The following is a 15,881-nucleotide window of genomic DNA, read 5'->3' on the forward strand; positions in this document are numbered from 1 at the left end:
TTCCCGCCGAACGCGCCGCCAGACCGCCGAGTCGGCGGTGTGCCGCCAGTAGCATGACGGCGCAGCCCGTGTTGATCATGCGAGGAGCGGATCGTGCGAGACATCGCCGTGTTCAGTGGCAGTGCCCATCCCGAACTGGCTCAGGAGGTCTGCACCCACCTCGGCGTGCCGCTCAGCCCCACCCGGGTCAGCCGCTTCGCCAACGACTGTCTGGAGGTGCAGCTTCAGGCCAACTGCCGGGAGCGGGACGTCTTCCTGATCCAGCCGCTGGTCAGACCGGTGCAGGAGCACCTGGTCGAGCTGCTGCTGATGTGCGACGCGGCCCGGGGCGCCTCCGCCGGCCGGATCACCGTCGTCATGCCGCACTACTCCTACGCCCGCTCCGACAAGAAGGACGCGCCCCGCATCTCCCTCGGCGGGCGGCTGGTCGCCGACCTGCTGGTGGCGGCGGGCGCGAGCCGGGTCCTCGCGATGACCCTGCACGCGCCCCAGGTGCACGGCTTCTTCTCGGTCCCGGTGGACCACCTGCACGCGCTGCGCGAACTGGCCGCGCACTTCCGTCAGTACGACCTGACGCGCACCACGGTCGTCTCCCCGGACCTCGGCAACGCCAAGGAGGCCGCCGCCTTCGCCCGGCTGATCGGCGCGCGGGTGGCGGCCGGCGCCAAACAGCGGTTCGCCGACGACCGGGTGAGCATCAGCTCCGTCATCGGCGATGTCACCGACCGGGACGTGATCGTGCTGGACGACGAGATCGCCAAGGGCAGCACCGTGCTCGAACTCCTGGAGAAACTGAGCGAGCTGGGGCCGCGTTCGATCCGGGTGGCGTGCACGCACGGGCTGTTCGCGGCCGGAGCGCTCAAGCGGCTGAGCGAGCACCCCGACGTGCTGGAGATCGTCTGCACCAACACCGTGCCGGTGCCCCAGGACGAGCACACCGACAAGCTGCGCGTCCTGTCCATCGCCCCCGCCCTCGCCGAGGCCGTACGCCGTATCCACAACGGCGAGTCCGTCAGCGCCCTGTTCGAGGAGCCGCGCGGCGCCTAGCCGGGCAACCGCTCTCACAGCGAGCCGGACGCGGTCTCGGACTGCTCCAGGGCCGCGTCCAGGGTCGGCTGCGGCGGCAGCAGCCGGGACAGACCGGTGACCCGGAAGACGCGCAGGGTCAACGGGTGGGCGCACACGAGGTGCAGCCGCCCGCCGCGCTCCAGCACCCGGCTGCGGGCGCGGTAGAGCAGACGCAGGCCCGAGCAGTCGAAGAACTCCACGGACCGCAGGTCGATCACGATCCTCGCGCCGGACCGGTCGGTGGCCCGGTCCAGGGCGGGAGCGATCTGTGTCGCCGCCGCGATGTCTATCTCGCCGCGGAACTCCAGCACCGTGTGCCCGCGATCCTCGCGGATGCGCAGATGCCGGCCCGGCGGCGAGGGCTCCTGCTGCACGACGGCACCACCTCCCACGCGCGCCTGGAAACCGTTTCCCGACCGTCAAGTTACCCTCGATAGAGGGAATTTGAGCATGTTCGATTGACATATGTCTTCGAGTTTCGTGTCGCGCGTCGTTCTGTGATCCGGGTGACAGGGCGGCGGTTCAGTCCACCAGCAGGACCAACTTGCCCGTCGTACGGCCGGTGTCGCCCATCTCGTGCGCCTTGGCGGCATCGGCCAGCGGGAAGGTGGCCCACGGTGGCGCGCAGCTTGCCCTGCTCCACCAGGTCCGCGATCGCCCGCATCCCCGACCGGTCGGCGTCCACCAGCATCCGCACCGCCCGTACGCCGAGCCGCCCGGCCTCCTCGTGGAAGTCCTGCTCGCCGACCGGCAGGACGGACACCACGATCCCGCCGGGACGCAGCACCCGCAGCGACCGCACGGACGTCTCGCCGCCCAGCGTGTCCAGGACGACGTCGACGTCCCGCACCGACTCGGTGACGTCGGTGGACCGGTAGTCGACCGCCTCGTCCACGCCGATCTCCCGCAGGAAGTCGTGCTTCCCGGCGCTCGCCGTGCCGATCACGTAAGCCCCGTGCGCCTTGGCGATCTGCACCGCCACGTGCCCCACCCCGCCGGCCGCGGCATGGATCAGCACCCGCTGCCCGGGCCGCAGACCGGCGTGCTCGGTCAGCGCCTGCCAGGCGGTCAGGGACACCAGCGGCAGGGCGGCCGCCCGGGTGTGGTCCAGGGAGGCCGGCTTGTGCACCAGGGCGCGGGCCGGGACCGTGACGTACTCGGCGTGCGAGCCGTGGCCGAAGGGGTAGGGCAGCATGCCGAAGACCTCGTCGCCGGGCCTGAAGGCGGCCACCCCGATGCCCGCCTCGGTCACCTCGCCGGAGACGTCCCAGCCGAGCACGAACGGCGGCTCGCCCAGGAACCCGCCGGTCGCCCGGTGCTTCCAGTCGGTCGGGTTGACCCCGGCGGCCCGCACCCGGACCAGCACCTCGTTCGGACGCGGCGCCGGCCGCTCCATCCGTACTTCCTTCAGGACCTCGGGACCGCCGAGGACGTCCTGGCTGATGGCACGCATCGTGTTCACATGACTCATGGTCACCCAGCCTGCGGGGGTCCGCCCACCCGGGCGACACGCGCCGAACGTTCCGGTGCCGTGCCGCGTCGGAGGATCGCAACGACAGTCCAGGAACAGGGGCGGGGCATGCGCAGAGGACTCGTGGCCGTGGCGGTGCTGGCGGCGGTGACGGCGGTGGGATGCGACGACGGCACCGGGGTGCGGGTGGTGGTCAGGGGCACCCCTCCCGCCACCCCGTACGGCGGACCCCTGTACGTCCCCACCCATGAGCTGGACGAGAGCGGCCCCCCTGCCCTGCGGCCGGCCTCCGGCGCCGCGGGCCGGGCACTGGAGTGCGACGGGGAGATCTTCGAGGGCGGCGGGCCCGACGGCTGGTCGAGGTCGGAGGGCGGTGACTCGCCCGAGGAGGGGCTGAAGCTCTACTTCGACATGTTCCAGCCCGTGCAGCCCGACCACGGCTACCGGGCCGAGCGCCGGGAGGCCGACCGGGTGCTGTACTCCTTCGACGTCAAGGGCCGCACCAAGGTGGCCGTCGTGGTGGCCAAGGACCAGAAGCACCGCCCCGGTTGGGGCCCGGAGACGAACGCCGCCTGCGATCCCGCCGAACTCCCGGCCGCGTACGCGGCCGCCCTGGGCTGGGAGGTGTGGACGGACCGCGACGGCGCACGGGTGCCGGTGAGCAGGCTGGAAAGCTCCACCGGCGCCGAGCACTGCGGCTGGCAGTCGGTCGGCTTCCTCACCCTGGACGGCCGGACGTACGTCCGTGATCCCGAGGGCGTGCTCGCCCGTGACGGTCTGCTCGGCGCGCCGTACCGCAAGCAGGTCCGTATGCCCGCGGGCGCTCACGACACCGGGTACCACCACCGTGACCGGCACCTGTGGCTGACGGAGGACCGGGACACCCTCTATGTGCGCACGTCCGCCGGAGTGGAGGCCTGGCCCCGGGCGAAGCGTGAGGTCGCCTGCAAGTGACCGGTCACCGGCTCCGGTGCAGTGCGACCAGCAACTGCCAGACCTGGTCCGCGACTTCGTCCGGAGCGGCCCGCAGCAGCCCGTGCAGCCAGTCCGCGAGGACACCCGCGAAGGTCGCCGCCACCGCCGAGGCGACCAGCGGGGCGTCCGCCGCGCCGGCCAGTTCGCGCTCGGCGAGGCTGCGGGCCCGCAGGTCCCGGTGCAGCACCCGGCCGAGCGGCCCGCCGCCGCCCGGCGCGAGCAGCGACCGGTACAGGGCCGCGTGCGGGGCCAGACCGGTGAAGAACTCCCGCAGCGCGGGCGGGGCGTGGACCGGATCGGGCCGCCCCCGCCAGGCGTGCAGTGCGTCCACCGCCTGCCGTACGACGTCCGCGCACGCGTCGACCGCCAGCGCCTCGATGCCGTCGTAGTGCACATAGAACGTGGCCCGGCCCACCCCGGCCCGGCGCACCAGCGCGGCCACCGCGATCTCCGCCGGCGGGCGCTCGGCGCACTCGGCGAGCAGGGCGGCGCGCAGCCTGGCGCGGGTGCGCGCCGCCCTCGGGTCCTCCTGCGGCGCCCGGCTCATCGTGCGGCGAGGACGGCGGCCAGGGCGAGCGCGCCGGGCAGCGCCTGGGCGAACAGGATGCGGCGGTTGGCCGTGGCGGCGCCGAACACGCCCGCCACCACCACACAGGACAGGAAGAACACCTGGACCCGGAACCCGGTCGGGTCGGCGGCGAGAAGTCCCCACACCAGGCCGGCCGCGAGGAATCCGTTGTAGAGGCCCTGGTTGGCGGCCAGCGGAGCGGTCGCCCGGGCCGTCTCGGGATCGAATCCGTGCAGTCCCCGCCCCGGCTTCCGCTGCCACAGGAACATCTCCAGCACCAGGATGTACACGTGCAGCACGGCCACCAGGCCGACCAGCACGTTCGCCACGATCTCCATGAGCAGCGGCCCTCCCCTTCTTGGACAGATGTCCATAATAACTGGACACCTGTCCAAGAAATTACCCGGGCCCTGCCACCCCCCGCCGCAGCTGCTGTGCCCGTAGGGCCAGCTGGATCTCGAAGCGGGCCGCCGGGTCGTGCAGCAGCTCGCCGAACAGCTCGTCCAGCTGCCGCATCCGGTAACGGACCGTCTGCGGATGCACCGCCAGGCGCACGGCCACCTCCCCGACGCCCCGGCCGGACTCCAGCCAGGCCAGCAGGGTCTCCGCCAGCCGCTCGCGCTGCGGCGGCCGCACCTGCTCCAGGGGCCGCAGCCACCGCTCGGCCATCGCGTCCAGCAGCGCGTCGTCGCGCAGGAGGAGCAGCGTGGACAGGTGGTCCTGGCAGCGCACCACACCGCCGGCCGCGTCGGTGCCGGGCAGGACGCCCCGCCGTACCAGGTCCAGCGCCTCGGTGGCCCAGCGCAGCGACCTCGCCCCCTCCTGCAGGGCAACCGTCGGGCCCATCGCGGCGCGCAGCCCCTGCAACGCCCCGGCCACCGCGCGGGACCGGCCCGGCCCTTCCGGATCCGGCACCACCAGCAGCGCCGGCTGGACGTCGAACCGGGTGAGGAACTCCGGCGGCACGATCGGCCCCGTCCCCGTCCCCGTCCCGGGATCCACGGCGACGACCGCCACCGCCCGCGGCACCGTCCAGCGTGCGGCACGAGCGAGCTCGGCGATCGCGCTCGCGGAGGCCGGGGGATCGGCGGTCAGCAGGTCCACCAACCGGGCCCGCCGCTGCTGGAGTTCACCGGCCGCGTGCAGCCGGGCCTCGGTGTAGCCCGCGGTCGTCGCGGCCGCCATCTCGTCCAGGTGTACGAACAGCGCCTCGCCGAGGGCACCCAGCACATGGCGGGGCAGCAGCCCCTCGTCCACCAGCGCGTTGACCCGGCGCCAGGTGACCCGGGCACCCAGCCGCAGCGCGGACTGGAACGAGTCGAGGCTGCGCCCCTCCTCGGCCTCCCCGCGGCCGATGCGCTCGTACGTCGCCTTCACCGGCTCCCAGTCGGTGTCCGGCTGCGCCATCCGCTCCAGCAGTCCGCGCAACGCGTGGTCCACGCCCCGGTGCACACCCTGCATGTACGTGTCGTCCATGGGGCGCGCGTACTCCGGGATCCCGGTTCCGATCGCGCGGACGACCTCCTCCGTGATCTCGGGCACGTACGGTCTGAGACGGTCGGGCAGACCCGGGGGCAACGCCTTGAACGGGCCGCCCGTGTCGACACCCACCGCTGCGGCTCTCTTCGGCACGCCGGTGACGATACCCGCGGGTAACCCGCGCGGGCTCATCATCCGGGGACAGTTGTGGGGGCGCGCCTTGTGCGCCCCTGACAACCGTGCCGCCTCACGTGCCGGTGGCCGCGTACACGCGCTCGCCTCCCACGTAGGTGAGCGCCACCGCGGTCTCCGCGATCGCCTCCGGCGGCCCGGCGAACGGGTCGCGGTCCAGCACCACCAGGTCCGCGAGTGCCCCGACGGCCACCCGGCCGCCCTCGTCCAGGTGGTTCACGTACGCCGATCCGGCCGTGTACGCCGTCATCGCGTCCGTCAGGCTCAGCCGCTCCCGGGGCAGGAACACCGGCCCGGCGCCGCCCGGTTCCACGCGGTTGACCGCCACATGGATGCCCTGGAGCGGGTCGGGGCTGCTCACCGGCCAGTCGCTGCCCGCCGCGAGCCGTGCGCCGGAGCGCAGCAGCGCGGCGAACGGGTACTGCCACGTGGCCCGTTCGGTCCCGAGGAAGGGGATCGTCAGCTCGTCCATCTGCGGCTCGTGCGCGGCCCACAGCGGCTGGATGTTGGCCGTGGCACCGAGCCGGGCGAAGCGCGGCACGTCGTCCGGGTGCACCACCTGCAGATGCGCCAGGTGCGGGCGGGTGTCGCTCGGCCCGTTGGCGGCCCGGGGCGCCTCGACGGCGTCCAGCGCGTCGCGTACGGCCCGGTCGCCCAGCGCGTGGAAGTGGCACTGGAAGCCGAGTGCGTCCAACTCGGTCACGTACGCCGGCAGTCGCTCCGGGTCGATGAAGCTCTTGCCGCGGTTGGCGGTGGCGCAGCCGCACCTGTCCAGATAGGGATCCAGCAGCGCGGCCGTGTGGTTCTCAGCGACTCCGTCCAGCATCAGTTTGACGGTGCCCGCGCGGAACCGGCCGTGGCTGAACGCCTGCCGCCTGTCGACGAGTTCGGGAATCTGCTCGGCCCCGCGCTCCCGGTCCCACCACAGCGCGCCGGTCACCCGCGCGGTGAGCGAGCCGTCCCGGACCGCCGTCAGATACGCCTCGGCCGGATCGTCCATGCCGAGGAAGTCCCCGACCAGCGCGTCCTGCCAGGCGGTGATGCCGAGCGCGTGCAGATGCCGCTGGGCGTGCAGCAGGGCGGCCAGCCGGTCCGCCGCGGTGGCGGGCGGTGCCAGCCGGCCCACCAACTGCATCGCGCCCTCCTGCAGCGTGCCGCTCGGCTCGCCCGAGGCGTCCCGCTCGATCCGTCCGTCGGCCGGGTCGGGGGTGGCGCGGTCGATGCCGGCCAGCTCCAGGGCGCGGCTGTTGACCCAGGCACCGTGGTGGTCCCGGTTGGGCAGGTACACCGGCCGGTCCGGGACGACCCGGTCCAGCAGTTCCTTCGTCGGCGTACCGCCCTCGAAGGCCTCCATCGACCAGCCGCCGCCGAGGATCCACTCCCGCTCGGGGTGGGCGTCGGCGTACGCGCGCACGGCGGCCAGGGTGTCCTCGGCGGTCGTCGTCCCGGTCAGGTCGCACTGGGTGAGTTCGAGCCCGGCCGGCACCGGGTGGACGTGCGCGTCCTGGAAGCCCGGCAGCAGCAGCCGCCCGGCCAGGTCGACCACCTCCGTGCGCGGCCCGGCCAGCTCCCGCAGTTCGTCGTGTCCGACGGCGGTGACACGGTCCCCGGTGACGGCCACCGCGGTCGCCGTACGGCCCCCGGGCGTGAGAACGGGGCCGCCGGTGAAGAGCAGATCAGCGTGCATGATGCCTTTCCTGGAGGGTCAGTGGGAGGTGGTGAGAAGCTGCTCGGAGTCGGCGTCCGTGCCCTCGCCGGTGCGGAAGTAGGGCGACCGGCGCACCCACTTCGCCCACGCGGCCACGACGAAACCGGACGCGATCATCACCAGTGGCATGAGCAGCAGGAACCAGCCGTTGTCCGCGCCGACCTCGAAGTGGTCGGCGGAGGAGTAGAAGGACCAGCCGAGATAGCCGCCGAGGCCCAGCAGGGCGAGGGCGCTCACCGTGGGCAGGAGCACCGCCCGCACTCCCTGGCGCCAGTCCTGCCGCAGCAGGGAGCGGAAGCGCACGGCGGCCGCGAGCGCCGTGAGCGCGTACGACAGCGAGACGACGATGCCGACCGCGTTCACCGTGGCCATGATCATGTCGGCGAGGCGCGGGATCACCAGGGCGAGCACCGCCACCGCCGTGGCCAGCGCTCCGACCAGCAGCGTCCCGGCCGCCGGGGTTCCGTAGCGGGAACTGACCCTGGACCACACCGGTCCGAGGGTACGGTCCCGGCTCATCGCGAACATGCCCCGGGCCGTCGGGATGACCCCGGCCTGCAGTGAGGCCACCGCCGAGAACATCAGCGCCACCAGGGGCAGCGCGGCCAGCGGCCGGTCGGCCAGCCGGTCGCCGAAGTACGCCAGCCCCTGTGCCCCGTGCCCGGCCAACTCGCCCTCGGACAGCACCCGCTGGAAGGCGATCGAGCCGAGCAGGAAGAGCCCGAGCATGGTGACCAGGGTGATCAGCCCGGCCCGGGACGCGTCCCGCGGGTCGCGCACCTCCTCGTTGACGGTGAACGCGGCCTCGAAGCCCCAGTAGCAGAACACCGACAGCAGCAGGCCCTGGGCCAGCGCCGTCGCCGAGGGAATCGCGAACGGGTCGAACCAGGACAGGCTGAAGGGGTGCGGGCCGGTGACGATGCCGTACCCGCAGAAGCCGAGCAGCACGGCGTACTCGAAGACCAGCAGCCAGGTCTGCAGCCGGGCCGCGGTACGCACGCCGGTCACGGCGGTGAGGGTGACCACGACCAGGACGACGATGCCCACCGCGGTGGTCTGCGCGGTCGAACCCGGGTCGAGGACGAGCGAGCCGATCCGGCGCAGGCCCGCCTCCCCGGCCAGTTGCAGCAGCGCGGAGCCGGTGACCGCCGTGGTGTACGCGAGGAAGGCCAGGCTCGCCACGAAGTTGACCCAGCCCACCATGAAGCCGAGCCAGGGACTGAGTGAACGGCCCACCCACACGTAGCCGTTGCCCGCGTTCGGCTCCACCCGGTTCAGCCGGGAGTAGGCCCCGGCGATACCGAGGACCGGCAGGAACGCCAGCAGCATGATGGCCGGCAGATGTAGGCCGACCACACCGGCCGTCACGCCGAGCCCGATGCCGATGCTGGTGGTCGCGGCCGTGCTGGACGCGGCGACGGCGACGCCGTCCAGGACGCTCAGGGACTTGCGCAGCTCGGGCCGCGCGGGTGGATCCACACCGAAGGGGGTGTCGCTCATGACCGGCTCTCCGCTCGCACCGGGGGGCCTGGTCGGCCCCGGTGACCGCAGATGAAACCGCCCGGCCGCTTCACAGGTCAACGGTGTTGTCATAAGGTGCGGGGCACACCCCAGGGAGGACTCCCATGACCGAACGCGTCGTCCCGGCCGCCGCCCGCCGGCGCAGGCGCCCCACCAAACAGGGCGTCGTCCTCTCCGAGCAGCTGATCGTCGAGACCGCGCTCCGGCTGATCGAGGAGCACGGCGCCGACGCCCTCTCCGTCCGGCGCCTCGGCCGTGCGCTCGGCGCCGACCCCAGCTCCCTGTACCGGTACTTCCGGCACACCGACGACCTGATGCTCGCCATCGCCGACGAGCTGATCGGCCGTACCCTGCGCGTCTGGCGGCCCACCGGCGACTGGGGCGCCGACCTGCGCGACCTCGGCCTGCGCATGCACGCGGGCGCCCTCGCCCACCCCCGGGCCGCGATGCTCAGCGCCCACCGCGTCACCGGCCGGGCACACGAGATCCAGGCCGTCGAGCGCATCCTCGGCGTGCTGCGCGGGGCCGGGTTCCCGGACGGGGAGGCGGTGCGGATCTACCACGCCTTCGTCGACCAGTCCCTCGCATTCGGCGCCCTGGACTCCGCCGGCACCGCGCTGCCCAGGGCCGCCCGCGACGCCGAGGCCGCGGTGTGGCCGGCCACCTATGCCCACCTGCCCGCCGACACCCACCCGCACATCGCGGCCACCTCACGCCACCTCGTGGCCTCCATGCGCCACAGTTCCTACCCGGCCGCCCTGGACCTGCTCCTGACGGCCGCCCAGACACGCCTTGATCACATCCGTGCGCAGAAGGAAGGCTGACGGTCACACTGGACGGCGTTCGCACGTCATACCGGCGACAGCCCATCACGAGGAGGCCGTACGACCATGACCCCGCCGCCCGCCCGCACCGCCGAACAGCGCAAGAAGGACACGCTCCACCGACTGGAGAACGACGTGGACGCCTGGGTCGCCACCGCCGGTGAGGACGGCGGCACGCCCTACCTCGTCCCCCTGTCGTTCGTCTGGGACGGTGCCGCCCTGCTGATCGCCACCCCGGCCGCGAGCCCCACCGGCCGCAACCTCGTGGCCACCGGCAGGGCCCGCCTGGGCATCGGACCGACCAGGGACGTCGTCATCGTCGAGGGCACCGTCCGGGCGGTGACCCCGGAGGACCTGCCCGAGGAGGACGCCGAGGTCTTCGCCGGCAAGACCGGCTTCGACCCGCGCCGACTGGCCACCCGCTACCTGTACTTCAACGTCCTCCCGCAGCGGATCCAGGCCTGGCGCGAGGAGAACGAGCTGCAGGGACGGGAGTTGATGCGCGACGGAGCGTGGCTGGTCGCCGACTGAAAGCGGCCGACGGGGATATCCGCAGGGAAAGGACGCAATCCCCGGGAGGAAACATGTCCCTCGTGACCGCGAGTGTCGTGGTGCTCGACTGTGCCGAACCCGAGAAACTCGCCGAGTTCTACAAGGAGTTGCTGGACGGCCGGGAGACGGACGCGTCCGCCAACCTGGTGGAGATCAGGGGCGCCGACGGCTTCCGGATCGCCTTCCGGCGCGACGCCAACGCGACCCCGCCGAGCTGGCCGCGACCCGAGAACTCCCTCCAGGCGCACCTCGACTTCCTGGTCCGGGACCTGGACGAGGCCGAGCGCAGGGTGGTCGGACTCGGCGGCCGTCCACTGGAGACACGGGACGCGCCGGGCCCCTACGAGGAGCGCGGGTACGCCGACCCGGCCGGCCATTCCTTCACCCTGCGCCTCATCCCCCCGACGGCACCCAAGCAGGGCTAGGGCCCTTCTTCCGGATCTGGCCGGTCCCGCGCCCCGCGGCCCCGGCAAGATCCGGAAGAAAGGCCCTACAGGGGGTGTCCTCCGGATCGGAGACCCCCGGCGCGCTACGGCCGCTCTCAGTCCCGGCCGCCCTTGTCGGCGGCCGGCCACGTGCCCGTCGACCGTGCGATGGCCTTGGCGCCCGTGCGGTCGACGGCGCTGCGCACCACCGCGAAGATGGCGCCCTGGACCGCCGCCGCGAGCAGGATCTCGCCCCAGCCGCGGTCGGGGTCCAGCGCGTCGGGCGCGTCCTCCTCGTGCCGGATCGCCATCCACGCCTTGCGGAACGCCATTCCCGCCAGCGCTCCGCCCGCCCAGCTGAGCACGAAGCCGACCGGCTGGTAGACGAGGGGAAGTTTCCTCTTCTTGTTCTTCTTCGCCATGCTGAACTCCTTCCTCGTCAAAGGACTCTCATGCCGGGCGTCCGCGCGCGGCGACTCGTTCGCCCGGGGGCACCGGACCGGGCGGCGTCCCGTCCCCGAACGGCCGGCCGCCCAGTTCCTCCCGCCGGTGCGGGGTCGGCCAGCCGGCGAGATCGGGGCCGATCGGCACGATGCCGGTGGGGTTGATGCCGGTGTGGACCTGGTAGTAGTGCCGCTTGATGTGGTCGAAGTCGACCGTGTCGCCGAAGCCGGGCGTCTGGAAGAGATCCCGGGCGTACGCCCACAGCACCGGGTTCTCGGCCAGTTTCCAGCGGTTGCACTTGAAGTGGCCGTGGTAGACGGCGTCGAACCGGACCAGCGTGGTGAACAGCCGGACGTCCGCCTCCGTTATCGTGTCGCCGACCAGGTAACGCTGCCCGGCCAGCCGCTCGGCGAGCACTTCCAGCCGCCGAAAGAGCGCGGTGCACGCCTCCTCGTACTCCGCCTGGTGCGTGGCGAAGCCGGCCCGGTACACGCCGTTGTTCACGTCCTGGTAGACCTCCGCCATCACCGCGTCGATCTCGTCGCGCCGGGCGGCCGGGTAGAGGTCCGGCGCACCCTCGCGGTGCAGGGCCGTCCACTCGGTGGCCAGGTCCAGGGTGATCCGCTGGTAGTCGTTCGTGACCAACCGCCCGCTGGGCACGTCCACGACGGCGGGCACGCTCACCCCGCCCGGGTAGTCCGTCTCCCGCTTGTCGTAGGCCTCGCCGAGGAACCGGATGCCGAGCACGGGGTCGCGGCCGTCGGGGTCCAGGGTGAAGCGCCAGCTGCGGTCGTCCTGGATCGGGTCGGCGACCGCCATCGACAGCGCGTCCTGCAGACCCAGCAGCCGGCGCGAGATCACCGCCCGGCTCGCCCACGGACAGGCACGGGAGACCACCAGGCGGTATCGCCCGGCCGCCACGGGCCAGCCGTCCCTGCCGTCGGCGGTGATCCGGTCCGCGAAGTGGCTTTTGGACCGGGTGAACGTCTTGTGCCCGTAGGCCCTGTTACCGTCGTCGCCCATCTCTTCCTCCTCGCCGCGCTCGGGCGCTCCCGGCAGACGCGTTCCCCGTTTTCGGCCGTCGGCACGGTGTGATCCCCCGGGGCCGGGGCAGTCGGCGATAGGTGAGTGGGACATCCTCGGAACGGAACACGGCCGCGCGCAGGGCCGAGGCCAGGACCGGTACGGCGAACGCGGGTGCGCGGGCACCGAAAGGAGCGGCCGGAAAGGACAGGCCGCCCGCCCCGGAGTCGCGGGGGCCGGACAGGGCCGCCGACGCGGCGCACCGGAGGCCGGACGTGGGCGCCGGCGGGGAGACCCGCATGCCGGAGGCGGGCGCCGAGGCCGGGCGCCGGGCGCCGGACGCGCCCCCCGGCCCGGAGCACCGGACGCCCGGCAGGGCCTCCGACGGGCATCCCCGCACCGGCACAGTCGCCGACGCGCAGGCCCACACCGACACGCACGCCCAGGAGGCAGCCACGACCACCGACGCGCAGCCCCCCGCGCCCGGCACAGGTGCCGGTGAGCCGGGGACCGGGCGGACGCCGTCCCGTGACGGTACCGACGCGGACCGTGGCGGGCGCCGGGCGGCGGGGGCCGGCGCCGACCGGCACACCCGGGTGACCGTGCTCGTGGCGCTCGCGGCCAATCTGGTGATCGCGGTCGCCAAGGCCGTCGGCGGTGTGCTCGCCGGCTCGCCCGCGCTGCTGTCGGAGGCCGCGCACTCGGTCGCCGACAGCCTCAACGAGGTCTTCCTGCTGGCCGCGCTGCACCGCAGCCGCCGCCCGGCGGACCGGCGGCACCCCTTCGGCTACGGCAAGGAGCGGTTCTTCTGGTCCCTCCTCGCGGCCGTCGGCATCTTCGTCATGGGCGGCTGCTTCTCCTTCTTCCAGGGCTTCGAGGCCCTCCGGAGCGGCACCGAGGAGAAGTTCAGCGGCTATGTGGCGGGCCTGATCGTGCTGGGTGTCGCACTGGTCGCCGAGGGCATCTCGCTGTTCAGGGCGCTGCACCAGGTGCACCGGGAGGGCGGCGGCCTCGGCAAGCTGCGCGACCCGGCGCTGCGCACGGTCGTCGCCGAGGACGGCACCGCGGTGGTCGGCGTGACCCTCGCCCTCGTCGGCATGGCCCTGCACATGGTGACCGGCCAGGTCGTGTGGGAGGCGTCCGCCTCGCTGGCCATCGGCATGCTGCTGGTGTACGTCGCCTACCGGCTCGGCCGCGACGCCCGCGACCAGCTCATCGGCGAGGCCGCCGACCCGGAGCTGAGCGGCAGGATCCGGTCCCTGCTGCAGGCCCAGCCCGAGATCGACAGCGTCGAGGCGCTGTTCACGATGAAGATGGGCCTCGACTCCACGCTGGTGGCGGCCCGCATCGACCTGGCGCCCGGCCTGGACAGCGAACGGGTCGAGGAGGTCGCCGTCCGCATCAAGCGGTCCATCGCCAGGACGGTTCCCGCGGCCGACCAGATCTTCCTCGACGTGACCGACCGGCCGGCCGGCGAGGCACGACAGAGCCCCGCCGCGACGGGGGAACGCGGCGGGGCCTGACGCACGGGTGCCCGCCGGGAAACCGGTTCATGCTTCGCGGACACAGATTTTTCTAGAAGGAGCCGCTCCCCGTCCGGATTCAGCTCTCGTCGACGGGCTCCAGGACGAACACCGGGATCTCCCGGGAGGTCTTCTTCTGGTAGTCCGCGTACGGGGGGAAGGCGGCCACGGCCCGCTCCCACCATCGCGCCTTCTCCTCCCCGGTGATCTCACGGGCCCTCATGTCCCGCCTGACCGGCCCGTCCTGCAGTTCCACACGCGGCTCGGACTTCACGTTGAAGTACCAGACGGGATGCTTGGGCGCACCGCCCAGCGAGGCGACCGCGGCGTACTGCCCCTCGTGCTCCACCCGCATCAGCGGCGTCTTGCGGATCTTCCCGCTCTGCGCGCCCCGGGTGGTCAGGACGATGACCGGCAGCCCGGTGTCCCTGAGTGTCGTCCCCTTCGTCCCGCCGGAGCTCTCGTACAACTCGACCTGCTCGCGCACCCACTGCGTCGGGCTCGGCTCGTACTCGCCCTCAAGTGGCATGGGATCCGTCTCCTTCGTCGGTCCAACGGCTGACTGCGGCCAGCTACAACACCCGCCGGCGCCCGAATCATCCGTACCGCGCGCCGGTTCGCCCGGGCGGGTGATCACCCCGCGGGTCATCGTGCGTCCCGGGGCCCCTCGGGCACAGTGGTCCCCGTGGTGATCACCGCACGCCCGCCGGATCCCGCCGAGAGAGGGGGCAGGACCGCCGTGTTCCCCAGTCGCACCACCCCGACCCGCTCCGTCGTGGAGGAACTTCTGCGCAGGATCGGCCAGGGCGACCCCGAACGGATCGGTGAGCTGTACGCGGAGCGGGGCGACTGGAGGCTGAGCTGGCCGGAGGACGAGCACGGCCGCGCCGACACCCCCTGGATCCGGCACCGCTCCACCCGCGCCGACGCCGTCGCCCACTACCGCGAGCTGGCCGCCCACCACGTCCCCGAGAAGGCGGACACCCGCGTCGAGCGCGTCCTGGTCGACGGCGACGACGCGGTCGTCCTCGGCGCCATCCGGCAGACGGCCGAACCGACCGGCCGCTCCTACACCGCGCGGTTCGCCCTGCACCTCACCGTCCGGGACGGCCTGGTCGTACGCCACCACGTCTACGAGGACAGCCTCGCCGTCGCCCGTGCCTTCGCACCGGGCACCGAGGGCCCCCGAGTGCCCTGACCCGCGGTGGCGGTCAGCCGGGTGTCACGGTCATGCGCACCGCCAGCACCAGGATCACGCCGCTGGAGAGCAGCGCCGTCGCCAGCCGCCCGCGCCGTCCGGTGAGCACGCGGCCGAGCAGGGCGCCACTGCCGGCCAGCAGCAGCTGCCAGCTCGCGGAGGCGGTGAAGGCCGCCAGCACGAACACGGCGCGCTCCAGTGGTCGTACCGCGTCCGCGGTGCTGGTGCCGAGCACCAGCGCGGCGAAGTAGATCACCGTGACGGGGTTCAGGAGTGTGATCCCGAGGAGGCCGAGATACGCGCGTGCCGCGCCGGGAACCGGCCGCTCGGGGCGGGTGGCGAGCCGGCGGGCGCGGTACTGGCGCAGCGCCACGACCGTGCCCCAGACCGCGAGGACGCCGAGGACCAGGGCCGAGGCCCAGCGCAGCGGGGTCAGCACCGGCCGCAGCGTCGCCGCGAGGGCGGATCCGCCGGCCGCGGCGAGCAGCGCGTAGAGGCCGTCGGCCGTGGCGACACCGAGTGCGGCGCAGGCGCCGGTGCGCAGCGAGGTGCGGGCGGTGAGGGAGACCAGGTAGGTCCCGACCGCGCCGACGGGCATCGCGATGCCGTAGCCGGCGAGCAGCCCGGCCAGCAGCGCGGCCGTCACGGGCGTACGGGATCGGGCCTCCGGGGACCGCCGGACTGCTGCTGCTCCCGCACCGGAAGGACGGCGGTGACGGTCGGCGGCAGAATGGTGTGGGTAAGCGACATGGCCAGATCCTGAAGCCGCCGCCACCGCGGCGGCAAGCGAATTTCGGCGCGTTCCCGCCCCCGCTGACCACGCTCTTCGGCCAGATCGCGCCGATCACCGATCTGGCCGAACTTGCCGTCGTCCCATAGGTGCCTCGGGCATCTAATGAAGATCGGCACG

The 15,881-nt window shown here is 73.0% G+C and carries 18 protein-coding genes and 1 pseudogene; 7 read left to right on the top strand and 12 right to left on the bottom strand.

Features of this window, described 5'->3' with window-relative positions; all coding sequences use genetic code 11:
- Positions 1–93 precede the first annotated feature (93 nt).
- A complete protein-coding gene (locus tag AC07CM_RS22530) occupies positions 94–1,047 on the top strand; it encodes a ribose-phosphate diphosphokinase (protein ID WP_478878211.1) in 954 nt (317 codons plus the stop codon).
- A gap of 14 nt (positions 1,048–1,061) precedes the next feature.
- Here the strand turns inward: AC07CM_RS22530 and AC07CM_RS22535 are convergent, their stop codons facing one another.
- Positions 1,062–1,442: an anti-sigma factor antagonist gene (locus tag AC07CM_RS22535; RefSeq protein WP_478878212.1), complete on the bottom strand. Its 381-nt coding sequence runs from the start codon at positions 1,440–1,442 to the stop codon at positions 1,062–1,064.
- A gap of 148 nt (positions 1,443–1,590) precedes the next feature.
- Positions 1,591–2,539: pseudogene (locus AC07CM_RS22540) on the bottom strand (NADP-dependent oxidoreductase).
- Between the two features lie 108 nt (positions 2,540–2,647).
- Here AC07CM_RS22540 and AC07CM_RS22545 point away from each other — a divergent pair.
- Positions 2,648–3,493: a hypothetical protein gene (locus tag AC07CM_RS22545; protein ID WP_478878213.1), complete on the top strand. Its 846-nt coding sequence runs from the start codon at positions 2,648–2,650 to the stop codon at positions 3,491–3,493.
- Positions 3,494–3,497: 4 nt separating this feature from the next.
- Here the strand turns inward: AC07CM_RS22545 and AC07CM_RS22550 are convergent, their stop codons facing one another.
- From AC07CM_RS22550 to AC07CM_RS22570, 5 genes are all read right to left on the bottom strand, one after another.
- On the bottom strand, positions 3,498–4,061 hold the full coding sequence (locus AC07CM_RS22550; RefSeq protein WP_478878214.1) for a TetR/AcrR family transcriptional regulator: 564 nt from the start codon (positions 4,059–4,061) through the stop codon (positions 3,498–3,500).
- On the bottom strand, positions 4,058–4,420 hold the full coding sequence (locus AC07CM_RS22555) for a DUF1304 domain-containing protein (RefSeq protein ID WP_478878215.1): 363 nt from the start codon (positions 4,418–4,420) through the stop codon (positions 4,058–4,060). Before AC07CM_RS22555 ends, AC07CM_RS22550 begins: the two co-directional genes overlap by 4 nt.
- A 61-nt stretch (positions 4,421–4,481) precedes the next feature.
- On the bottom strand, positions 4,482–5,714 hold the full coding sequence (locus tag AC07CM_RS22560) for a PucR-like N-terminal domain-containing protein (protein WP_478878216.1): 1,233 nt from the start codon (positions 5,712–5,714) through the stop codon (positions 4,482–4,484).
- Between the two features lie 94 nt (positions 5,715–5,808).
- Complete coding sequence (locus tag AC07CM_RS22565; protein ID WP_478878217.1) at positions 5,809–7,440, bottom strand: amidohydrolase; 1,632 nt, start codon at positions 7,438–7,440, stop codon at positions 5,809–5,811.
- Between the two features lie 18 nt (positions 7,441–7,458).
- On the bottom strand, positions 7,459–8,961 hold the full coding sequence (locus AC07CM_RS22570) for an APC family permease (protein ID WP_478878218.1): 1,503 nt from the start codon (positions 8,959–8,961) through the stop codon (positions 7,459–7,461).
- A 125-nt stretch (positions 8,962–9,086) separates the two neighbouring features.
- On the opposite strand from AC07CM_RS22570, the gene AC07CM_RS22575 reads away from it, so the two are divergent.
- The 3 genes from AC07CM_RS22575 (at position 9,087) to AC07CM_RS22585 (ending at position 10,783) form a co-directional block, all read left to right on the top strand.
- Positions 9,087–9,806, top strand: a complete 720-nt coding sequence (locus tag AC07CM_RS22575; RefSeq protein ID WP_478878219.1) for a TetR/AcrR family transcriptional regulator — start codon at positions 9,087–9,089, stop codon at positions 9,804–9,806.
- Positions 9,807–9,872: 66 nt separating this feature from the next.
- Entirely contained in the window at positions 9,873–10,337 is a 465-nt protein-coding gene (locus AC07CM_RS22580) for a pyridoxamine 5'-phosphate oxidase family protein (RefSeq protein WP_478878220.1), read from the top strand.
- Positions 10,338–10,390: 53 nt separating this feature from the next.
- Positions 10,391–10,783, top strand: a complete 393-nt coding sequence (locus AC07CM_RS22585) for a VOC family protein (RefSeq protein ID WP_478878221.1) — start codon at positions 10,391–10,393, stop codon at positions 10,781–10,783.
- Positions 10,784–10,899: 116 nt separating this feature from the next.
- Here the strand turns inward: AC07CM_RS22585 and AC07CM_RS22590 are convergent, their stop codons facing one another.
- Both AC07CM_RS22590 and AC07CM_RS22595 read right to left on the bottom strand, forming a co-directional pair.
- Entirely contained in the window at positions 10,900–11,205 is a 306-nt protein-coding gene (locus tag AC07CM_RS22590; protein WP_478878222.1) for a DUF4235 domain-containing protein, read from the bottom strand.
- A gap of 28 nt (positions 11,206–11,233) precedes the next feature.
- Positions 11,234–12,250, bottom strand: a complete 1,017-nt coding sequence (locus tag AC07CM_RS22595; RefSeq protein WP_478878223.1) for a glutathione S-transferase family protein — start codon at positions 12,248–12,250, stop codon at positions 11,234–11,236.
- A gap of 299 nt (positions 12,251–12,549) precedes the next feature.
- Between AC07CM_RS22595 and AC07CM_RS22600 the strand changes: the two genes are divergently transcribed.
- Entirely contained in the window at positions 12,550–13,773 is a 1,224-nt protein-coding gene (locus AC07CM_RS22600) for a cation diffusion facilitator family transporter (protein WP_478878224.1), read from the top strand.
- Between the two features lie 79 nt (positions 13,774–13,852).
- On the opposite strand, the gene AC07CM_RS22605 is transcribed toward AC07CM_RS22600, so the two are convergent.
- Positions 13,853–14,302 carry a nitroreductase family deazaflavin-dependent oxidoreductase gene (locus AC07CM_RS22605; protein WP_478878225.1) on the bottom strand — a complete coding sequence of 150 codons (450 nt, stop codon included), beginning with the start codon at positions 14,300–14,302 and terminating at the stop codon, positions 13,853–13,855.
- Positions 14,303–14,512: 210 nt separating this feature from the next.
- Here AC07CM_RS22605 and AC07CM_RS22610 point away from each other — a divergent pair, with 210 nt between their 5' ends.
- Positions 14,513–14,971 (top strand): nuclear transport factor 2 family protein, encoded by a 459-nt coding sequence (locus AC07CM_RS22610; protein WP_478878313.1) that lies wholly within the window; start codon positions 14,513–14,515, stop codon positions 14,969–14,971.
- 13 nt (positions 14,972–14,984) lie between these two features.
- Here the strand turns inward: AC07CM_RS22610 and AC07CM_RS22615 are convergent, their stop codons facing one another.
- Both AC07CM_RS22615 and AC07CM_RS22620 read right to left on the bottom strand, forming a co-directional pair.
- Positions 14,985–15,617, bottom strand: a complete 633-nt coding sequence (locus AC07CM_RS22615) for a LysE family transporter (RefSeq protein ID WP_478878226.1) — start codon at positions 15,615–15,617, stop codon at positions 14,985–14,987.
- Positions 15,614–15,880, bottom strand: coding sequence for a hypothetical protein (locus AC07CM_RS22620; RefSeq protein WP_478878227.1), 267 nt, complete (start codon positions 15,878–15,880; stop codon positions 15,614–15,616). Before AC07CM_RS22620 ends, AC07CM_RS22615 begins: the two co-directional genes overlap by 4 nt.
- Position 15,881: the final 1 nt, after the last annotated feature.

This window comes from Streptomyces sp. NPDC044061 (assembly GCF_056434305.1).